This window comes from Dyadobacter sp. HNCC25DJ184, assembly GCF_056895215.1.
In genome coordinates, this window is record NZ_JBXHAQ010000005.1 from 288,801 (window position 1) to 304,654 (window position 15,854).

Here is a 15,854-nt window from a genome sequence, read left to right on the forward strand (position 1 = left end):
ATGCGTAGTTTTACCATAGTATGCAGGCATACTATTTTTTTACGTTGGATATCAGAGTTTAATCATACTTATTATGAACGCTTACATTGTTGCAGGTTATCGTAGTGCGGTCGGAAAGGCTGGAAAAGGAGGATTCCGGTTTGTTCGTCCGGATGATTTGGGTGCAGATGTGATCAAATATATGCTTGAAAAATTGCCACAACTTGATCCCGCCAGAGTCGATGACCTTATCGTCGGCAACGCGGTACCTGAGGCGGAACAAGGAATGCAAATGGGAAGGTACGTTGCATTGCTTTCTTTACCCCAGCATGTTTCGGGAATTACGATTAACCGATACTGTGGTTCTGGTTTGGAGGCGATTGCAATGGCCGCGGCAAAAATTCATGCTGGATTGGCGGAATGTATCATAGCAGGCGGAACTGAGTCGATGTCGCTGGTGCCTACCATGGGGTGGAAAACTGCTTTAAATTATAATATTGCTCAAACCCATCCGGATTACTACCTGAGCATGGGCCTCACTGCCGAACAGGTATCAAAAGATTTTTCGATCAGTCGTGACAGACAGGATGAGTTTTCATATAATTCCCATAGAAAAGCTTTAAATGCCCAAAAAGAAGGCTTATTTGAAAATGAGATTGTACCAATTACGGTGACTGAGACTTTTTTCAATCCGGCTACAGGGAAAAAGGATAAGAAGGAGACCATTATTAAACAGGATGAGGGGCCGAGAGCCGATACAAGCGTTGAGGCATTGGCAAAACTCAAACCAGTATTTGCCGCTGGTGGGTCGGTGACGGCCGGAAATTCTTCTCAAACCTCTGATGGAGCTGCTTTTGTGGTGGTGATGTCGGAGAATATGGTGAGTGAATTGGGGTTGAAGCCCATTGCCAGGATGGTATCATATGCCACGGCCGGCGTTGATCCGCGCATTATGGGTATCGGACCTGTTGCTGCGATTCCAAAAGCACTCAAGCAAGCCAATCTTTCTTTGGCCGATATTCAACAAATAGAGCTCAATGAGGCCTTTGCAGCTCAAGCTCTTGCGGTTATTCAGGAACTGGATATTAACCCGGATATAGTAAATCCAAACGGTGGCGCGATCGCTTTGGGGCATGCTTTGGGTTCAACGGGTGCAAGACTTTCTGTGCAAATATTAAATGAAATGGCACGTCAGAACCAGAAATATGGGATGGTCACTGCCTGTGTGGGTGGAGGCCAGGGAGTTGCCGGGATTTTTGAAAGATTGAACTAATCCGTTCAGTGAGTTTAGTCGTTCCGAGTTGCTTATGAAGCATTCGTTTTGTTGTCCTGCCGGAGATTTTTCTATTTTTGCCGGACAATCGTCTAACGCGTCTTCATGGATGTATCCATTATAATTGTCAATTTCCGAACCCCCGAGCTCCTTATTAATTGCATAAAGTCTGTTTATCAATACACGGAAGGGGTTTTATTTGAAGTTATTGTTGTGGATAATGACCCGTCGAACGGCGGGAAAAACGACGTTCTGAAAATTCACCCTAATATCAAATGGGTGGATATGGATTACAACGCGGGGTTTGGTCGCGCAAATAACGCTGGCATGAGTATCGCCGCTGGAAAATATTTTCTCCTGCTCAATGCCGATACCCTCCTGGAGGATAATGTGGTCGGTGTTTGCATGGAAAAAATGAACAAAAGACCCGATATAATGGCTTGCGGAGCCATGCAATATTATCAGGATCTCACTCCCATACCTTTCTATAAAAGTTTCAATGAGTTCAGGAGGACGTTCTTCATCTTACCGCCGAGCGGTTTTTTTGAAAAAATGCTTCTGAAACTTTTCCCTGAACCAAAATATGCTGATCAGGAACAATACGATTGGCTCGTCGGCGCGTTCGTTTTTTTGAGAAAGGAAGGGTTTGAGCGCACGGGGGGGTTCAGTGAAGACTTCTTTATGTACGGAGAAGACGTGGAGTGGTCGGGAAGGTTGGCAAAATTAGGGAAACTTTGCTATTTCGAAGACTGCAGATTTTTGCACCTTGAAAATAAAAACCCGTTCCGAAGAACGAATATTTCCTGGATCAACCGGTTCAGCACACAGATGCAGGTTTCCAATTTGCTTTGGCTGAGGAAACAATATGGAGTGTTTGCATATCTGTTTCAAATTCTCCATTACATTTTCATGATTCCGGTTATATATGCATGGAAAATGCTTTTGAATATAAAAAAGGATGGAAACCCTTTTAGCCAGCTGGGTACGCAGCACATTTATACTCGAAAAGTGGGGGTGCTGATAAAGTATTTTTGGCCCACGCTGACTAAAAAGAAAATGCTGTATAAAATACACACATCTGAAAACATAGATCTATTGACTTTGAATGACTAAGCCCAAACAAAAGATACTTTTTTTTACCCCATTTGCGACAAGGACGGGATCCGAAATGATGTTACTATATATCATCAGAAAGATCGATCGTTCACGCTTCGATATTGGTATAGTAAGCTTTGCAGATGGAGAACTTCTCAAAGATTTTCCTGAAGATATTCCCGTTTTTATCGCACCCAGAAAATTTAATCTTCAGCAGAAAGTTATGTTTCATTTGGGGGTGAACCCGACATTGCGATATCTGCGAAAAATGGCAAAAGAGTTTGGAGCAGATTATTGGTATGTCAATACAACAATGTTACCCGAAACCATAACCATTGCCAAGGAGTTTTCAATCAAAGTCATCACACATTTTCACGAACTCCCGCTAACATATGCCTACCTGAGCGATCAGGATTTTGGAGATATCATTGACTATTCTTCTCTGCTTATTGGTTGTTCGGAAGTAACGTGCGATGCAATGAGACAGGCAGGAGGGAAAAATGTTGCACTTCTTTACTCCTTTATTGATACCTCAAAGGTTGTAACAAATCCGACCAGAAGTGCTGAATTAAGGCAAAATCTGGGGATACCCAAAGAGGCATATGTTTGGGTCTTGTCCGGCATGACATCGGAGCGGAAGGGATTTGACCTGGTTCCTGAAATTGCCGGGGAAATTAACGATCCTAATGTTCATTTGATCTGGATCGGAAGCAGGATCAGCGACGGGCTGGTCAGGTATACGGAGGAATGCATCAAAAACTCCAGAAGCAAAACCAAGGTCCATTTTGTTGGTAAACAAAAAGAAGACTATTACGATTATCTAAATTGTGGTAACGGGTTTTTATTAACCTCCCGTCAGGATCCATATCCTCTGGTCATGATCGAAGCGGCGTTATTGGGTAAACCGATTGTTTCGTTTCCTTCCGGCGGCGTGTCTGAATTTATTAAGGATGGAATGGGCATTGTAACAGAGGGATTGAGCGTTAAACAAATTACTGCTGCGATGCACAAAGTGATGAATCGGGAGGTGGTTATTTCTGCCGCAAAGAGTATTGAGGTTGCAAATCAGTTCAACGTGGAAAACGGTTATAATAACTGGCTTAAGATTATTGAACAAAATTTCTAGAAAAGTTGAGGAGAGTGACTGTTTTTCTACCAATCAGAAAGGGTTATAATATCCTTTGTTTCTTTATGCTGTGGTTAGTCACTTCAGCATATGCTTCCCAAATTACCAAACCGAACGATCCGGATACTCAGCGTTATCTGGCGCTTATGTTGTTGAATTTGAGAGTGGACAAAGGTCCGGAGGTTGACCTGATCAGGAAAGGTAAGGAATATGGAATGAATGCCGTTTACCTCACCATTCCATGGGACAAAGTTTATTATCAATCACCAACCGAGCCTCCCAAATGGGAGGTTTATGATGAACAGATAAAAGTTGCTACAAGTCTTGGGATGAAAATTGCGCTCCGAATTCATGTTGGAAGGGCAACAACCCGATTAAATGGCTTTTGGGAAGTAAGCGACAGCCAGTTTTCTCAGTCCGGAAAATCTTTGGTAGGTGGTTACGGCGATACTTCATTTGGGTTTGATAATCAGCCAATTGTTGATAAAGCTGTGACTTTCGTGAAGGAGGTAGTAAATCGATACAAGTATCTTCAGACTGATAATAAATTGCTTTTTGTTTCTGTGACGAATACGCCCACTCAGGAGGGAGAGTATTCCGGAGGTATTCTGATAGATGGAAAAAGCGAGACTGCTGCATATGATTATTCTCCCAGAATGATCAAAGGGTTTCAGGGATGGCTTAAAGACCATTACAAAAAAATAGAACGACTCAATTTTCTTTGGGGAAGTCAATATAAAAACTTTGATGAACTTCCGGCTCCGTCTACACCATGGGAGCCCAACATGTCGTTCAAGCAACGCTTTGGCAAAGACTGGTATATATATCGTCACATTGTGATGAAGAAATATGTGGAACAAATGATCACGGCAATAAAGGGCGTTGATTCCAAAATAAAATATGTTTCAGATTATGGCTCAGTTTTTGACGCGGCTTCGACCCTGCGAGGGACGATTGGATATAAAGATTTGAACGCAAAAGGAGATGGAATAAAAGTAAACGATGATCTGGCGACTCATGATCACAGGTTTTCCGTAGATATCCTGAAAAGTGATGCTCCTGCCTCTTTCATCACCGCCAATGAGCTGTTCTTCAACCAGTATTTTGACGTCGCCGCGCACCAACGCCAGATCACCGAAAATTTTGAACACGGAGCGAATGTAGTTGCGGTGGTTATTAGTACGATGGAGCAAATGAGTCGGTCGGAGGGCTTCGTGAGACCATCTGCTGCAAAATGGGTGAACGTCCCGGTATATCCAATTGTATATAGTGATTCTGTGAGTTACCGAATGTCGGATGCTGTTGAAAAAAACGGAGCAGTGAACGTCATTTATAGCGAGTGGTCAAGGCGGGCATATGCTGATAAAGCTAACCCTCGTCCGATCAAAATAAAGCTGGATGAAGATATTTTGCGCGATTCTTACTGGGACGACGCAACGAATTATGCTCCGTATATATTTCGCCCGATACCCATGCAAATTATTGCGGTAAACCGTGATTTCACCTATCGTTTGCCACAAGATACTTTTTCCGATGTGGATGGTAAGATTGTGAGAATGGACGTGGAGTCTCTTCCTTCCTGGTTAAAATATTCCAATGGGCAGCTTACCGGAAAGCCAACAGTACTTGGCGATTATCGAATAAAAGTAATTGGGGTCGACGACGAAGGCGGCAAGAGTGATGCATACTTTACGATTCGTGTGGATACACGGGAGAATGCCAATAAACCGCCGGTGGTCAGCAGCAATTTTTCGAACCTGACTATCGCGCTTAGCAAACCGTTTGACTTGTCGATAGCCGAAGATGCGTTTGAAGATCCTGATGGAAAAGTGACAAAAGTTGAAGCGTCTGATTTACCGTCATGGTTAAATTTCAGTAACGGGCATTTGACAGGTACTCCTCCGATAACAGGTCAGTGGCGGATTTTTCTGAAAGCATATGACGATATGAATGCTTTCGTCGAGACGTATTTTACGATTAAAGTCGTTGAACCGCAGTTTCTGAATAAGCCACCGTATGCAAGTGGCACATTACCAGTGAAATATGCGTCGCTTAATAAGCCATTCTCATATGTATTGCCAAGCATTTTTGCTGATGGTGACGGTTATATATCTTCTATTACAATTGTCAACCGCCCGTCCTGGCTTGACTTTTCGTTGAATGTACTTTCCGGAACACCTACCGAAGAAGGCGAATACAGGCTCATATTGCGTGCATATGATAATGGAGGCGCATATGCGGAATTACCTTTTGTATTAGTAGTGGAAATTCCAAAATTGAAATTCGAGCTTGTCAAAGGCGGAAGTGCTGTGGACCAGCAGATTATTCGCAAACTGGAAGGGGAGGATGTATTGGCATATAAAGATCTGCCTCCTTTACTCAATATATATGCATATGGTAACTTCGAGTACGACGAAGTGAAATTCGATCTCCGCGGTCCTTATCGCAAAAGCTCAGTTAGTCGCAGGTTTCCATATTCCCTTTACAATGACGAACGCGGTTTTATTCCATATGCCGGCCGGTATACGCTGACAGTCACTGCTAACAGCAAGGATTCTGCCGTCGTTACAAATTCGATCCAGTTCAGCATCGGCTACGGCGATGAGGTTAATATATCAAAAGACATCGCCGAATGGAGCTTTTATCCCAATCCGACAGAAGGTATCGTTAATCTCAAATTACCTGAGACGATCGAGAATGGTTCTATAAAATATTCTCTTGTAAGTACGGCTGGGAAAACGATTCCTATTTCGTCAGGATATATCAATGAGTATGATGGGTTGGTAAATATAGATCTCATAGCGATGGGACTGCCAGCCGGGATTTATTTTATCCGGGTCGAGTCGGACGGGGAGCTGTTGCAGCAATTTAAAGTCGTTAAAAAATAGCATTTTAAAGCAAATGAATTTTTCAATAGTATGCTTGCATAATATTGCGAAACAATTAATTTTGTATAGTTCGAAATTAGTATGCTTGCATACTGTGTTTGCTTAAAGTCAATAATTGAAGATATTACTATGCAGGTCGCAGAATCAAAAAATACGTCGATTAAAGGAGGGGAATTCCTGATCCGGGAAACAGAGGCATCGCAGGTGTTTATTCCCGAAGAATTTGGAGAGGAGCAGCGCATGATTGCTCAGTCCTGCAAAGATTTCTTGCAAACCGAAGTTTGGCCGATTTTAGATGAAATTGATCAGGCGAAAGGTCCCGAACTGATATCCAGCCTAATGGATAAAGCAGGGGAGCTAGGCTTATTGGCAACTGTAATTCCAGAGGAATATGGTGGCTTTGGAATGGACTTTAATACATCACTGCTAATAGCAGAAGAACTCGGGCCGGGCAATTCGTTTTCGGTAGCGATTTCAGCACATACCGGAATCGGGACATTACCGATCTTGTATTACGGAAACGAAGATCAGAAAAACCAGTATCTCCCAAAACTCGGCTCCGGTGAGTGGAAAGCGGCATATTGTTTGACAGAACCAGATTCCGGGTCAGACGCAAATTCCGGCAAAACCCGCGCGTCTCTTAGCGAAGATGGTAAAAGTTATGTGATCAACGGGCAAAAAATGTGGATCACAAACGGAGGCTTTGCTGACGTCTATATTGTATTTGCCAAAATCGCAGAAAACGGTCAGGTTGATAAAAATCTTTCTGCATTCATTGTGGAAAAAACTTTCGGAGGAATAACAATGAACGCTCCGGAACATAAGATGGGTATCAAAGGCTCCGATACGCGCCAGATATTCTTCAACGACTGCCATGTTCCTGTCGAAAATATGCTTTCCGAACGTGGTAATGGATTTAAAATAGCAGTTAATATCCTCAATATAGGTCGTATTAAACTGGCAGCAGGTTCTTTAGGAGGAGCAAAAAAGGTTGCTCAACAGGCTATCAATTATTCTAATGAACGTAAACAGTTCGGTACTTCGATATCGGCATTTGGTGCAATAAAACATAAACTGGCAGAAATGGCGGTGCGCATATTTGCGTCAGAATCCGCTTCTTTCCGAATAGGGCAGAATATTGATGATCAAATCAGTCAATTGCGTCAAAATGGGTTACCTGAAGCGGAAGCAAAACTGAAAGCGCTTGAAGAGTTCGCGATCGAATGTGCAATCATGAAAGTTCATGGTTCGGAAGTGCTTGATTATGTGGCGGATGAAGGTGTTCAGATATATGGCGGAATGGGATATTCAGCTGAGGCACCGATGGATCGTGCCTACCGCGATAGCCGGATCAACCGTATTTTTGAGGGAACCAATGAAATAAATCGATTGCTGATCATTGATATGCTTTTAAAAAGAGCCATGAAAGGTCAGTTGGACTTGATGGGGCCGGCCAAAGAAGTTGGAAGAGAAATTATGTCTATTCCTGATTTCGGTTTGGATGAAGACGTTACCATTTTTGCGGCTGAAAAGAAGGTCATCAAAAACCTGAAAAAGGCAATATTGATGATATCCGGAGCGGCAGTTCAGAAATTCATGATGAAACTTTCTGACGAACAGGAGATCATTATGAACCTGGCTGATATGGCCATCGAGATATACATAGCCGAATCAGTTTTGCTAAGAGTGGAAAAAAGAATCGGACTTCTGGGTGCGGAATCGAGCGCACTTCAAAAGGATATGGCACTGATATATCTTCACTCCGCTGTGGAAAAAGTGAATGCAGCCGGCAGATCAGCAATTACCAGTTTTGCCGAAACAGATGAGCTAAGAGTAATGCTGCTAGGCTTAAAACGATTCACAAAAATAGAGCCGTTAAATTTAAAAGACGCCCGCAGAAGAATTGCTGACGAGCTGATTGAAAAGAACGATTATATATTCTAAGACATTTCAGGTGCAAGCGCCTGCGCAACTAAAAACCGAATTTGAAACAAAAGGCCGCGTCTGTAAAGTCGTGGCCTATTATTATGGTCGTGCATGCTAAAATTCAGAAGGCATACTCACAGAAATCCTGAACTTTAACGTTATTTGTAAGGTTTCATACCTATTACCAAAAATCAGAAATGTTGGAATCTTTACCAGCTGTTGAAAAGCCACCTTTCATGACAGTTCAATCCCTTGACCTGCGCCATACAGGTCAATTCTCTGCGTTATTACTCGACTATCTGGACGAAAAGGAAACTTTAAAAGAGTTTTACAATATCTTCCCTTCAATTGAAAATACGCATGAAATTATCGGGCAGCGATCGGATTTCGATGCAGATAAGCGCAAAACGCTGGTAAAAGTTTTGAAGGAGCAATACCAAAATTTGCCTCATATTCCTGATTTTTCAATTCTACTTAAGGAAAATACATTTACGGTAACAACCGGCCACCAGCTCAATATTTTCACTGGGCCTCTGTATATCATTTATAAGATTGTCACGACGATAAATCTGGCAAGGAAATTAAAACAGGCGCATCCGAACTATAATTTTGTGCCGGTATATTGGATGGCTTCTGAAGACCATGATTTTGCTGAAATTGCTTCGGTTAACCTTTTTGGGCAAAAACATACCTGGAAGGGAGATCACTCGGGGGCGGTAGGAAGGCTTGACCCAAAAGAGCTCGAAAGTATATTGCGTCTTATTCCGGATCGTCCGCTACTCTTTTCAAAAGCATATCTTGAAAATGATACCCTTTCTGACGCCGTGCGATGTTATATGCACGAGCTTTTCGGAAAGGACGGGCTGATATGTCTGGACGCCGACAATGTCGATCTTAAAAGAGAATTTCTTCCCGCTATCCGCGAGGAGCTGATGACTTCCAGCTCTGCCGAACTCTTATCTGCAACCAGCGCCAAGCTTTCTTCTTCCGGTTATCACCCACAGATTAGTGCGCGCGAAATTAATCTTTTTTACCTGGAAGGGAATGTCAGGGAAAGGATTGTACGCGAGGGGAAAGATTTCAAAGTGCTGAATACTGAACTTACATTTTCAGAAAAGGAAATTCTGGAACTGGCTGAAAATCAGCCAGATTTATTCAGTCCGAACGTGGTACTTCGCCCGTTGTATGAGGAAATTATTCTTCCGAATCTTGCATATATAGGTGGTCCGTCAGAGGTTCCTTATTGGATGCAGCTTAAGGGAATTTTTGACCATTACAATGTGGTTTTTCCGATGCTCATTCCAAGAAATTTTGGTTTATATCTCAACGGCAGCCAGCAGAAAAAGGCTGAAAAGCTCAAGCTGGATCCAGAGGACCTTTTTTTGGATGAAATCGCTTTACGTAAAACATTTATTCAGAAAAATACAGAACATAAGATTGATCTGGAAGATCAGAAATTGGCGTTTTCCGAAGTGTTTGAAAGTATTGTAAAAGCTGCGGTAAAAGTTGACTTTACAATGGAGGGCGCAGTTAAGGCCGAATATACACGATTACTGAACTCACTTGAAAAGCTGGAGCGACGTATCCGTCGTGCTGAGGAAAGAAACCATGAATCGGAGATAGAGCAACTCCTGAGGCTTAAAAACAAACTGTTCCCGGGCGGAAGTGCCCAGGAACGTTATGATAACTTTCTGAATTTCTATTTGAGCGACAATCAATTTATCGAAAAACTGCTGGCAACTTTTGATCCACTGTGTTTTAGATATTATCTGTTGACAGAAAGCTGAGAGTTTAGATTGACTTTCAATCCTTTAGCTTTACATCTCCATACTTGGAGACAACGGTGATTTTCGTACCCGATCCAGCTCCCACAGAGCCTTGATATTGGCGCATTTTGAAAGATTTATCGTCCTTAGAGGGTTGCATCGAAAAACTCACATTCGCAGCCGGATATATAAAACTTCCATATGATACTACGACGTTGAATTTGTTCGCTTCGGCAGGTAATACCACAGAAGAGTATGAGGCATCAATATTCACATTTTCAGCCGAATTGGTCATTTCATCGATTTTGAAATTACCGGAATAGTTGAGTTTAATCTTGCCCTCACCTTTGATCGTACCGATTTTTGCACCAGAATAATTGATATCAGCGATCAGGTCAGTTACCTCTCCGATCATCAGATCCCCGCCTTTATTATTGAGCAGCAGTTTTTTCACCTGATCCAGTTTGAGATCAGAATACTGGCTATCAATACGTCCGTTTATGATCTTTCCGATTTTGGCATTTCCATATCTCACATCTATTTTGTTTGTAATACCCTCCAGTGAGTTAGCGTAGAAGTTACCATATCGCGTATCAACAGTCAATGCGGCCTGAAATAATGGGATATTGATATCGCCAAAGCGGTTTTTTACCAATAACGGATTTTCCTTTGGCATAGAAACTGTGTAGTCGATTCGGATAAAATTCTTATCTCCTTTCCTGTTTTCCCACATTTTGGCGTCAAACTGGCTGCGGTTAATAACAGTTGATAACGTCAGTGTGCCTTTTTCCCGCGTTTCCTGAATTTCAACCGCTTTCAGATATTCCAACGCTTTTGAGTCCGTGGCAGCGTTTGCAGTAATGACGATCTCAACCTTTATCTCATTTTTATCCCAAAGGGCTACTTTTACGAGCCCAAACTGATTGTCCAGAACGAGGGCTTCTTTATTATTGACATCAAATTCTTTGACAATGTTTCTGCGTCTCTCAACCAGGAAGGCGTCAGCGCCGGGATCCATTGCAAATGAAGCAACTGTTATGTTAAATAACAGGAGCGTTATCGCTATTTTCATCTTGATCATTTTGTTCCTTGTTAATACGCTGTAAAATATTCAATTGTTGATTCAGTAATTCAATTTGCCATTGCAAATTCTGAACCATGGCTTTTAGTAATGCTTCCTGATTAGGCGCATTAGACAAATTGGAACGAAGATTAGTATAGCTCTTCTCGAGCGATTGGAGGTCGGTAGAAAAATCCTTATAAAGCTCCGGATTGTTTTTGGTGAGCTTGATGAGCTCCACCCTTTTCTGTTCAATCGTGTTGGTATATTGATTGAACTCACGTGCATACGCAGGTACTTTCAGTGCTACTCCCGGGTCGCGTGTCATGCCATACTCTTTATTGAGAAAGAATAAATAGCCGATCCCAAGTACGAGCACAATCGATGCAGCAACGCGCCAGTCGAAAAGCATTCGTGTCTCCAGGTGCCACTTTTTACCGTTTTTTTTACTTAATGGAAGCGGCGGTGCGTCGTTGTGAAGTTTACTGTCTATTCGATTCCACAGATCATCTTTTGGCAAGAAAGCGTCGAACCCATCTCTATTATCCCTCACAAACCTTTCCAGCCGATCCTTTTTATCAGAAGAATTTTTCATTGTTAAAATTGATTTGTAAAAAGTGTTTCAAATTGATCCAAATGTTTGATTGTTAAAACTATCTCTCTTACTGAGCCACGAACCAACCTTATACACCCCAGTTATTAAATTAACTATCCATCTTTTTCATTTACATTCTAGCTTCAATCAAATCCATCACCTTGCGTTTTCCTCTCATATATTGGGTTCTGGATGTACTCTCACTAATTCCGAGGACTTCACTGATCTCCTCGTGATCATAACCTTCAAATAAATAGAGCGACAATACGACCCGATAACCGTCCGGAAGTTTCATTACCGCATTACGAATCCTTTCTATTTCCAGCGAGGTCTCGTCCTCGGTCAAATCTATTTCTTCGTATGGCTCATCCTGACCGTTACTACTTTCCTGCCATTCTTCCAGTTCCACCCACTTTGCTTTTCTGCCCCTTATCTGGCTGATCGCTTTGTTGATCACAATTTGTTTAAGCCACGCCCCGAAAGTAGACTGCTGCCTGAACTGATGTAGATTTGTAAATGCATCCACAAATGCCTCCTGTAAAGCGTCCTCAGCTTCCCCGACATGGTTCAATATCCGCATGCAGATATTGAACATCGCTTTGGAATAGCTTTTGTACAGCTCATACTGCGCCTTCCGCTCGCCGTTTTTACAGCGTTCCACAAGATCGACATGCCGGTCAGTGTACAATTTTGTTTTCAAGCAGAAGGTTTAATTTTTTGAACGTTCAATGTAAAGACAACATCTGAATCAGAATGTTGCACGAGAAAGTAATTATTTTGGTTTTTTTGAAAAGAACATTCACCGATCGTCGATTGTTCTTTTTACCGGCTAGCCGTATCTTTGACAAATGGTGCGAATTTCGACCGTCAAATAAAGATAGTGAATATCAAGCTGGCGTTAAGAAATTGAGCATCAATATAAATCCAAGGTAAACAGAGTGCCATGAAGACCTTCAATATCCCCGATTTCTACAGAAGTAACATCATATCCCCGATTAAGGAATTCAGGCGTAAAAATGATAAGCTGAAGCGAGATTACAGTCCTACGGTTTTGGATTTTGGTTCTGTCAGTTTTTTGATCGCCAGGCATTTTGGTTTTTGTTATGGAGTTGAAAATGCAATTGATATTGCATATCGTGCCATTGCCGAAAATCCGGACAAGCGTATTTTTCTGTTAAGTGAAATGATCCACAACCCTGATGTAAATCAGGATTTGATATCGCGTGGCGTTCAATTTATCATGGATACCAAAGGAAATCAGATCATTCCTTGGGAGAGTCTGACGAATGAGGATATCGTGATCGTGCCTGCGTTCGGGACGACGATTGAGAATCAGCGAAAACTCGAAGAACTGGGAATCAATTCATTGGTATATGATACTACTTGTCCTTTTGTGGAAAAGGTATGGAACCGCGCTGCCCAGATCGGCGAAAAAGATTATTCCATTGTAGTGCACGGCAAACCGACCCACGAGGAAACGCGCGCCACTTTTTCTCATAGTAAGGAAACTGGACCGACTGTGGTTGTCAAGAATATGACTCAAACAGAAATACTGGCGAGATATATCACAAAAGAATTACCAGCTGATCAGTTTTTTACTGATTTCAAAGGGCAATATTCGGAAGGGTTTAACCCTGAAAGGGATTTGGAGCGAATCGGTGTAGTTAATCAGACGACTATGTTGGCATCTGATACACAGGGTATTGCTGATTATCTAAAAAGTGTTATGATTCGGCATTACAAACTGGGTCCAACCGAAATCGAGAGTCGTTTTGCTAATACTCGGGACACACTTTGTTATGCTACAAATGACAATCAGGATGCTACATATGCATTATTGACACACGAAGCTGATTTGGTAATTGTGGCGGGCGGCTATAATAGCTCAAATACTTCTCATTTGGTCGAACTATGCGAAACCAAATTTCCAACTTATTTTATCGAATCAGTCAACAAAATATTGGACAAGAATCTGATACGGCACTATAAGTTAGATTCAAAAGAAGAGGTTGTAACTGAAAACTATATCCCGGAAAAGTATCCGGTACGGATTATGCTTACTTGCGGGGCATCTTGTCCGGATGCGGTTGTTGAGGGTATATTGGTTAAACTGCTTTCGTTTTTTGAGACCTCGCAGACGATAGAGGAAGTGATGACTCCATATCTTTGATCTAACTAATTCTTCAAAATCAGATATACTCCTGCAACAAGTAAAACCGCGCCTGCGATACGGGGAGCGGTAATATGATGGACGGAAAATCCCTGGAGGCCGTAATGATCGATCAGCATGGCGGCGATCATTTGACCGGCAACAACGAGACATATCATATTGGCAGGGCCAATATCTCTGACAATAAAGATGACTGTGATTACATAAAAAGCGCCCAATACACCGCCTACGAATCGAGTCCACGGGATTTCTCGAAGTTCACGTATTGATGGAACCGGATGTTGATTAAAACACGTGAACGCAATGACCATCACGATCAAACCAACAGCAAAGGAGCTGATTCCTGCTAAAATTGGGTTTCCAAGCGACTCGCGAAGCTGAACATTTACGCCTGATTGAACTGTGTTGGATATTCCGATAAGGAATGCAAAAAAGAGAAAAATCCAGTTCATATTATTTTGAGACGATTTGATATTTTAGTGATTGTCATAATATATGGCTAGTACTAGTGGTCACAAAGTTTGATAATATTTCGATGACCTCTTAGATTATTTTTGGCTATGTTTGTACAAAAAAGCTTTATCAGCAATGTTTTCAAATGAATTGGCTGCGAAATTACTAAAACTGCCAAAAAATATTGAAGGAGTTTCAGTGCATACAATTGATCTTTCTGTCGAGAAAAGTCGGTTTCACTTGACTAGTCCAAACGAAGAGGAATACGACTTCTTATTTGAGATTACTTCTCACAGAAAAATTACATTCAAGATATCTCTTCATAATCAGGAAAATAATTCAAAAGAAGGATTGATCAGAATAGACTACAAAGGCGGCCATAAAAATCCGGAGAGTATTACGGATTTTGTTCCTGAATTCATTAGACCTTATGTTGGCTATTTCTTTGTCAATGAACCACATGTCCATGTGTATGTTGAGGGATTCAAGGATTTGGCTTGGGCAGTACCTTTGTCGGTTTATAAATTTCCAATTCTTAGTATCAATAATGCTGACGATTTTAGTAATGCAATTATTGCTTTTGCTAAAGAGATTAATATTGTTTCAGTATTTAACATCCAAAGTGCAATATTATGACTTGGGCAAATACTCTTATAAACGACTATTTTGTTTGGCTGAAAAATAAAACAGTCATTATTTCAGATGAACATACGGAATGGGTTGCGATTCAGACACCATTTATTGGTCTTTTTAATGATGTTGTAGAGATGTATGCCCAAAAGAAAGGTAATAAAATTATATTATCTGATAATGGAGAAACATTTCACAATCTTGATTTGGTTGGTACATCACTTAACAGACTCGGAGAAAGGCGAAATATTGCTGAAAGAATTTTGCTAAATTATGGCATCCAATTGAAAGATAATGAGCTTGTTGTGGAAACCAGCGAACAGAATTTTTCTCAGAAAAAACATAATTTTCTATCTGCAATAATGGAACTGAATGATTTATATGTTCTGTCTAAATCAAGTGTTTCTTCAATCTTTAAAGAGGATGTAAGGACATACCTAGATGAGAATAATATAATTTATACTCCCGATTTTATTTCTAAGGGTTCAACGGGCTTAGAGTTTATGTTTGACTTTCAGATTGCTGGAAAAAGAAGTGAGCTCGTACTCAAATCCTTCAATACTATTAATAAACAGACTCTAAGTAGCTTTCTCTTCAGTTGGGATGATATCAAGTCAGTTAGAGAGAAGGTTAGCAAAAAGAATGTAACTGCAATAGCAGTGATTAATGATGAAGAAAAATTAGTAAAAGGAGAGTTTCTTGAAGCTTTAAAAGCGAAAAGTGCAAGCTATATTTTATGGAGCGAGCGACATAATTTAGATAATTTGTCTAAACTATATCCCGCGGCTTAACCAGCTTGTAAACAATAGGAAATTTAAGGACTGATGTGTAACTGTAATTAATTTGCTCCGGAGTTACGATTTCTAAAATCTGGACTCCTCTGTTGCTAGATA

Annotated in this window: 13 protein-coding genes; 9 read left to right on the plus strand and 4 right to left on the minus strand. The window is 41.3% G+C overall.

Translation table 11 applies throughout. The features are described from left to right. Positions 1 to 73: 73 nt before the first annotated feature. The 6 genes from AC1XUD_RS10050 to bshC all read left to right on the plus strand — a co-directional run bounded on the left by AC1XUD_RS10050 (position 74) and on the right by bshC (position 10,074). Positions 74 to 1,252 carry an acetyl-CoA C-acyltransferase gene (locus tag AC1XUD_RS10050; RefSeq protein WP_483360851.1) on the plus strand — a complete coding sequence of 393 codons (1,179 nt, stop codon included), beginning with the start codon at positions 74 to 76 and terminating at the stop codon, positions 1,250 to 1,252. A 105-nt stretch (positions 1,253 to 1,357) separates the two neighbouring features. Then, a complete protein-coding gene (locus AC1XUD_RS10055) occupies positions 1,358 to 2,365 on the plus strand; it encodes a glycosyltransferase family 2 protein (RefSeq protein WP_483360852.1) in 1,008 nt (335 codons plus the stop codon). Then, the gene (locus tag AC1XUD_RS10060; RefSeq protein ID WP_483360853.1) at positions 2,358 to 3,473 is read left to right on the plus strand and encodes a glycosyltransferase; all 1,116 of its coding nucleotides are present in this window, start codon (positions 2,358 to 2,360) and stop codon (positions 3,471 to 3,473) included. Before AC1XUD_RS10055 ends, AC1XUD_RS10060 begins: the two co-directional genes overlap by 8 nt. A 65-nt stretch (positions 3,474 to 3,538) precedes the next feature. Beyond that, positions 3,539 to 6,361 (plus strand): putative Ig domain-containing protein, encoded by a 2,823-nt coding sequence (locus AC1XUD_RS10065; protein ID WP_483360854.1) that lies wholly within the window; start codon positions 3,539 to 3,541, stop codon positions 6,359 to 6,361. A gap of 129 nt (positions 6,362 to 6,490) precedes the next feature. Further along, the gene (locus tag AC1XUD_RS10070; protein ID WP_483360855.1) at positions 6,491 to 8,305 is read left to right on the plus strand and encodes an acyl-CoA dehydrogenase family protein; all 1,815 of its coding nucleotides are present in this window, start codon (positions 6,491 to 6,493) and stop codon (positions 8,303 to 8,305) included. 218 nt (positions 8,306 to 8,523) lie between these two features. Beyond that, complete coding sequence (gene bshC / locus AC1XUD_RS10075) at positions 8,524 to 10,074, plus strand: bacillithiol biosynthesis cysteine-adding enzyme BshC (protein WP_483360856.1); 1,551 nt, start codon at positions 8,524 to 8,526, stop codon at positions 10,072 to 10,074. 16 nt (positions 10,075 to 10,090) lie between these two features. Here bshC and AC1XUD_RS10080 read toward each other — a convergent pair whose 3' ends face one another. The 3 genes from AC1XUD_RS10080 to AC1XUD_RS10090 form a co-directional block, all read right to left on the minus strand. Beyond that, a complete protein-coding gene (locus AC1XUD_RS10080; protein ID WP_483360857.1) occupies positions 10,091 to 11,134 on the minus strand; it encodes a hypothetical protein in 1,044 nt (347 codons plus the stop codon). Next, on the minus strand, positions 11,094 to 11,708 hold the full coding sequence (locus AC1XUD_RS10085; protein ID WP_483360858.1) for a hypothetical protein: 615 nt from the start codon (positions 11,706 to 11,708) through the stop codon (positions 11,094 to 11,096). Before AC1XUD_RS10085 ends, AC1XUD_RS10080 begins: the two co-directional genes overlap by 41 nt. A 130-nt stretch (positions 11,709 to 11,838) precedes the next feature. After that, positions 11,839 to 12,408 (minus strand): RNA polymerase sigma factor, encoded by a 570-nt coding sequence (locus tag AC1XUD_RS10090; RefSeq protein ID WP_483360859.1) that lies wholly within the window; start codon positions 12,406 to 12,408, stop codon positions 11,839 to 11,841. Positions 12,409 to 12,651: 243 nt separating this feature from the next. Between AC1XUD_RS10090 and AC1XUD_RS10095 the strand changes: the two genes are divergently transcribed. Next, positions 12,652 to 13,878, plus strand: a complete 1,227-nt coding sequence (locus AC1XUD_RS10095) for a 4-hydroxy-3-methylbut-2-enyl diphosphate reductase (RefSeq protein ID WP_483360860.1) — start codon at positions 12,652 to 12,654, stop codon at positions 13,876 to 13,878. 5 nt (positions 13,879 to 13,883) lie between these two features. On the opposite strand, the gene AC1XUD_RS10100 is transcribed toward AC1XUD_RS10095, so the two are convergent. Further along, positions 13,884 to 14,330 carry a DMT family transporter gene (locus AC1XUD_RS10100; RefSeq protein WP_483360861.1) on the minus strand — a complete coding sequence of 149 codons (447 nt, stop codon included), beginning with the start codon at positions 14,328 to 14,330 and terminating at the stop codon, positions 13,884 to 13,886. Positions 14,331 to 14,466: 136 nt separating this feature from the next. On the opposite strand from AC1XUD_RS10100, the gene AC1XUD_RS10105 reads away from it, so the two are divergent. Both AC1XUD_RS10105 and AC1XUD_RS10110 read left to right on the plus strand, forming a co-directional pair. Next, on the plus strand, positions 14,467 to 14,967 hold the full coding sequence (locus AC1XUD_RS10105) for a DUF6978 family protein (protein ID WP_483360862.1): 501 nt from the start codon (positions 14,467 to 14,469) through the stop codon (positions 14,965 to 14,967). Then, on the plus strand, positions 14,964 to 15,752 hold the full coding sequence (locus tag AC1XUD_RS10110; protein ID WP_483360863.1) for a DUF1828 domain-containing protein: 789 nt from the start codon (positions 14,964 to 14,966) through the stop codon (positions 15,750 to 15,752). The genes AC1XUD_RS10105 and AC1XUD_RS10110 overlap by 4 nt, the downstream gene beginning before the upstream one ends. The last annotated feature ends 102 nt before the right edge of the window (positions 15,753 to 15,854 follow it).

Excerpts from the sequence above, each read along its gene's own strand:
- AC1XUD_RS10050 (WP_483360851.1), top strand. The coding sequence starts at position 74 with ATGAACGCTTACATTGTTGCAGGTTATCGTAGTGCGGTCGGAAAGGCT.
- AC1XUD_RS10055 (WP_483360852.1), top strand. The coding sequence starts at position 1,358 with ATGGATGTATCCATTATAATTGTCAATTTCCGAACCCCCGAGCTCCTT.
- AC1XUD_RS10060 (WP_483360853.1), top strand. The coding sequence starts at position 2,358 with ATGACTAAGCCCAAACAAAAGATACTTTTTTTTACCCCATTTGCGACA.
- AC1XUD_RS10065 (WP_483360854.1), top strand. The coding sequence starts at position 3,539 with ATGCTGTGGTTAGTCACTTCAGCATATGCTTCCCAAATTACCAAACCG.
- AC1XUD_RS10070 (WP_483360855.1), top strand. The coding sequence starts at position 6,491 with ATGCAGGTCGCAGAATCAAAAAATACGTCGATTAAAGGAGGGGAATTC.
- bshC (WP_483360856.1), top strand. The coding sequence starts at position 8,524 with ATGACAGTTCAATCCCTTGACCTGCGCCATACAGGTCAATTCTCTGCG.
- AC1XUD_RS10080 (WP_483360857.1), bottom strand. The coding sequence starts at position 11,134 with ATGATCAAGATGAAAATAGCGATAACGCTCCTGTTATTTAACATAACA.
- AC1XUD_RS10085 (WP_483360858.1), bottom strand. The coding sequence starts at position 11,708 with ATGAAAAATTCTTCTGATAAAAAGGATCGGCTGGAAAGGTTTGTGAGG.
- AC1XUD_RS10095 (WP_483360860.1), top strand. The coding sequence starts at position 12,652 with ATGAAGACCTTCAATATCCCCGATTTCTACAGAAGTAACATCATATCC.
- AC1XUD_RS10100 (WP_483360861.1), bottom strand. The coding sequence starts at position 14,330 with ATGAACTGGATTTTTCTCTTTTTTGCATTCCTTATCGGAATATCCAAC.
- AC1XUD_RS10105 (WP_483360862.1), top strand. The coding sequence starts at position 14,467 with ATGTTTTCAAATGAATTGGCTGCGAAATTACTAAAACTGCCAAAAAAT.
- AC1XUD_RS10110 (WP_483360863.1), top strand. The coding sequence starts at position 14,964 with ATGACTTGGGCAAATACTCTTATAAACGACTATTTTGTTTGGCTGAAA.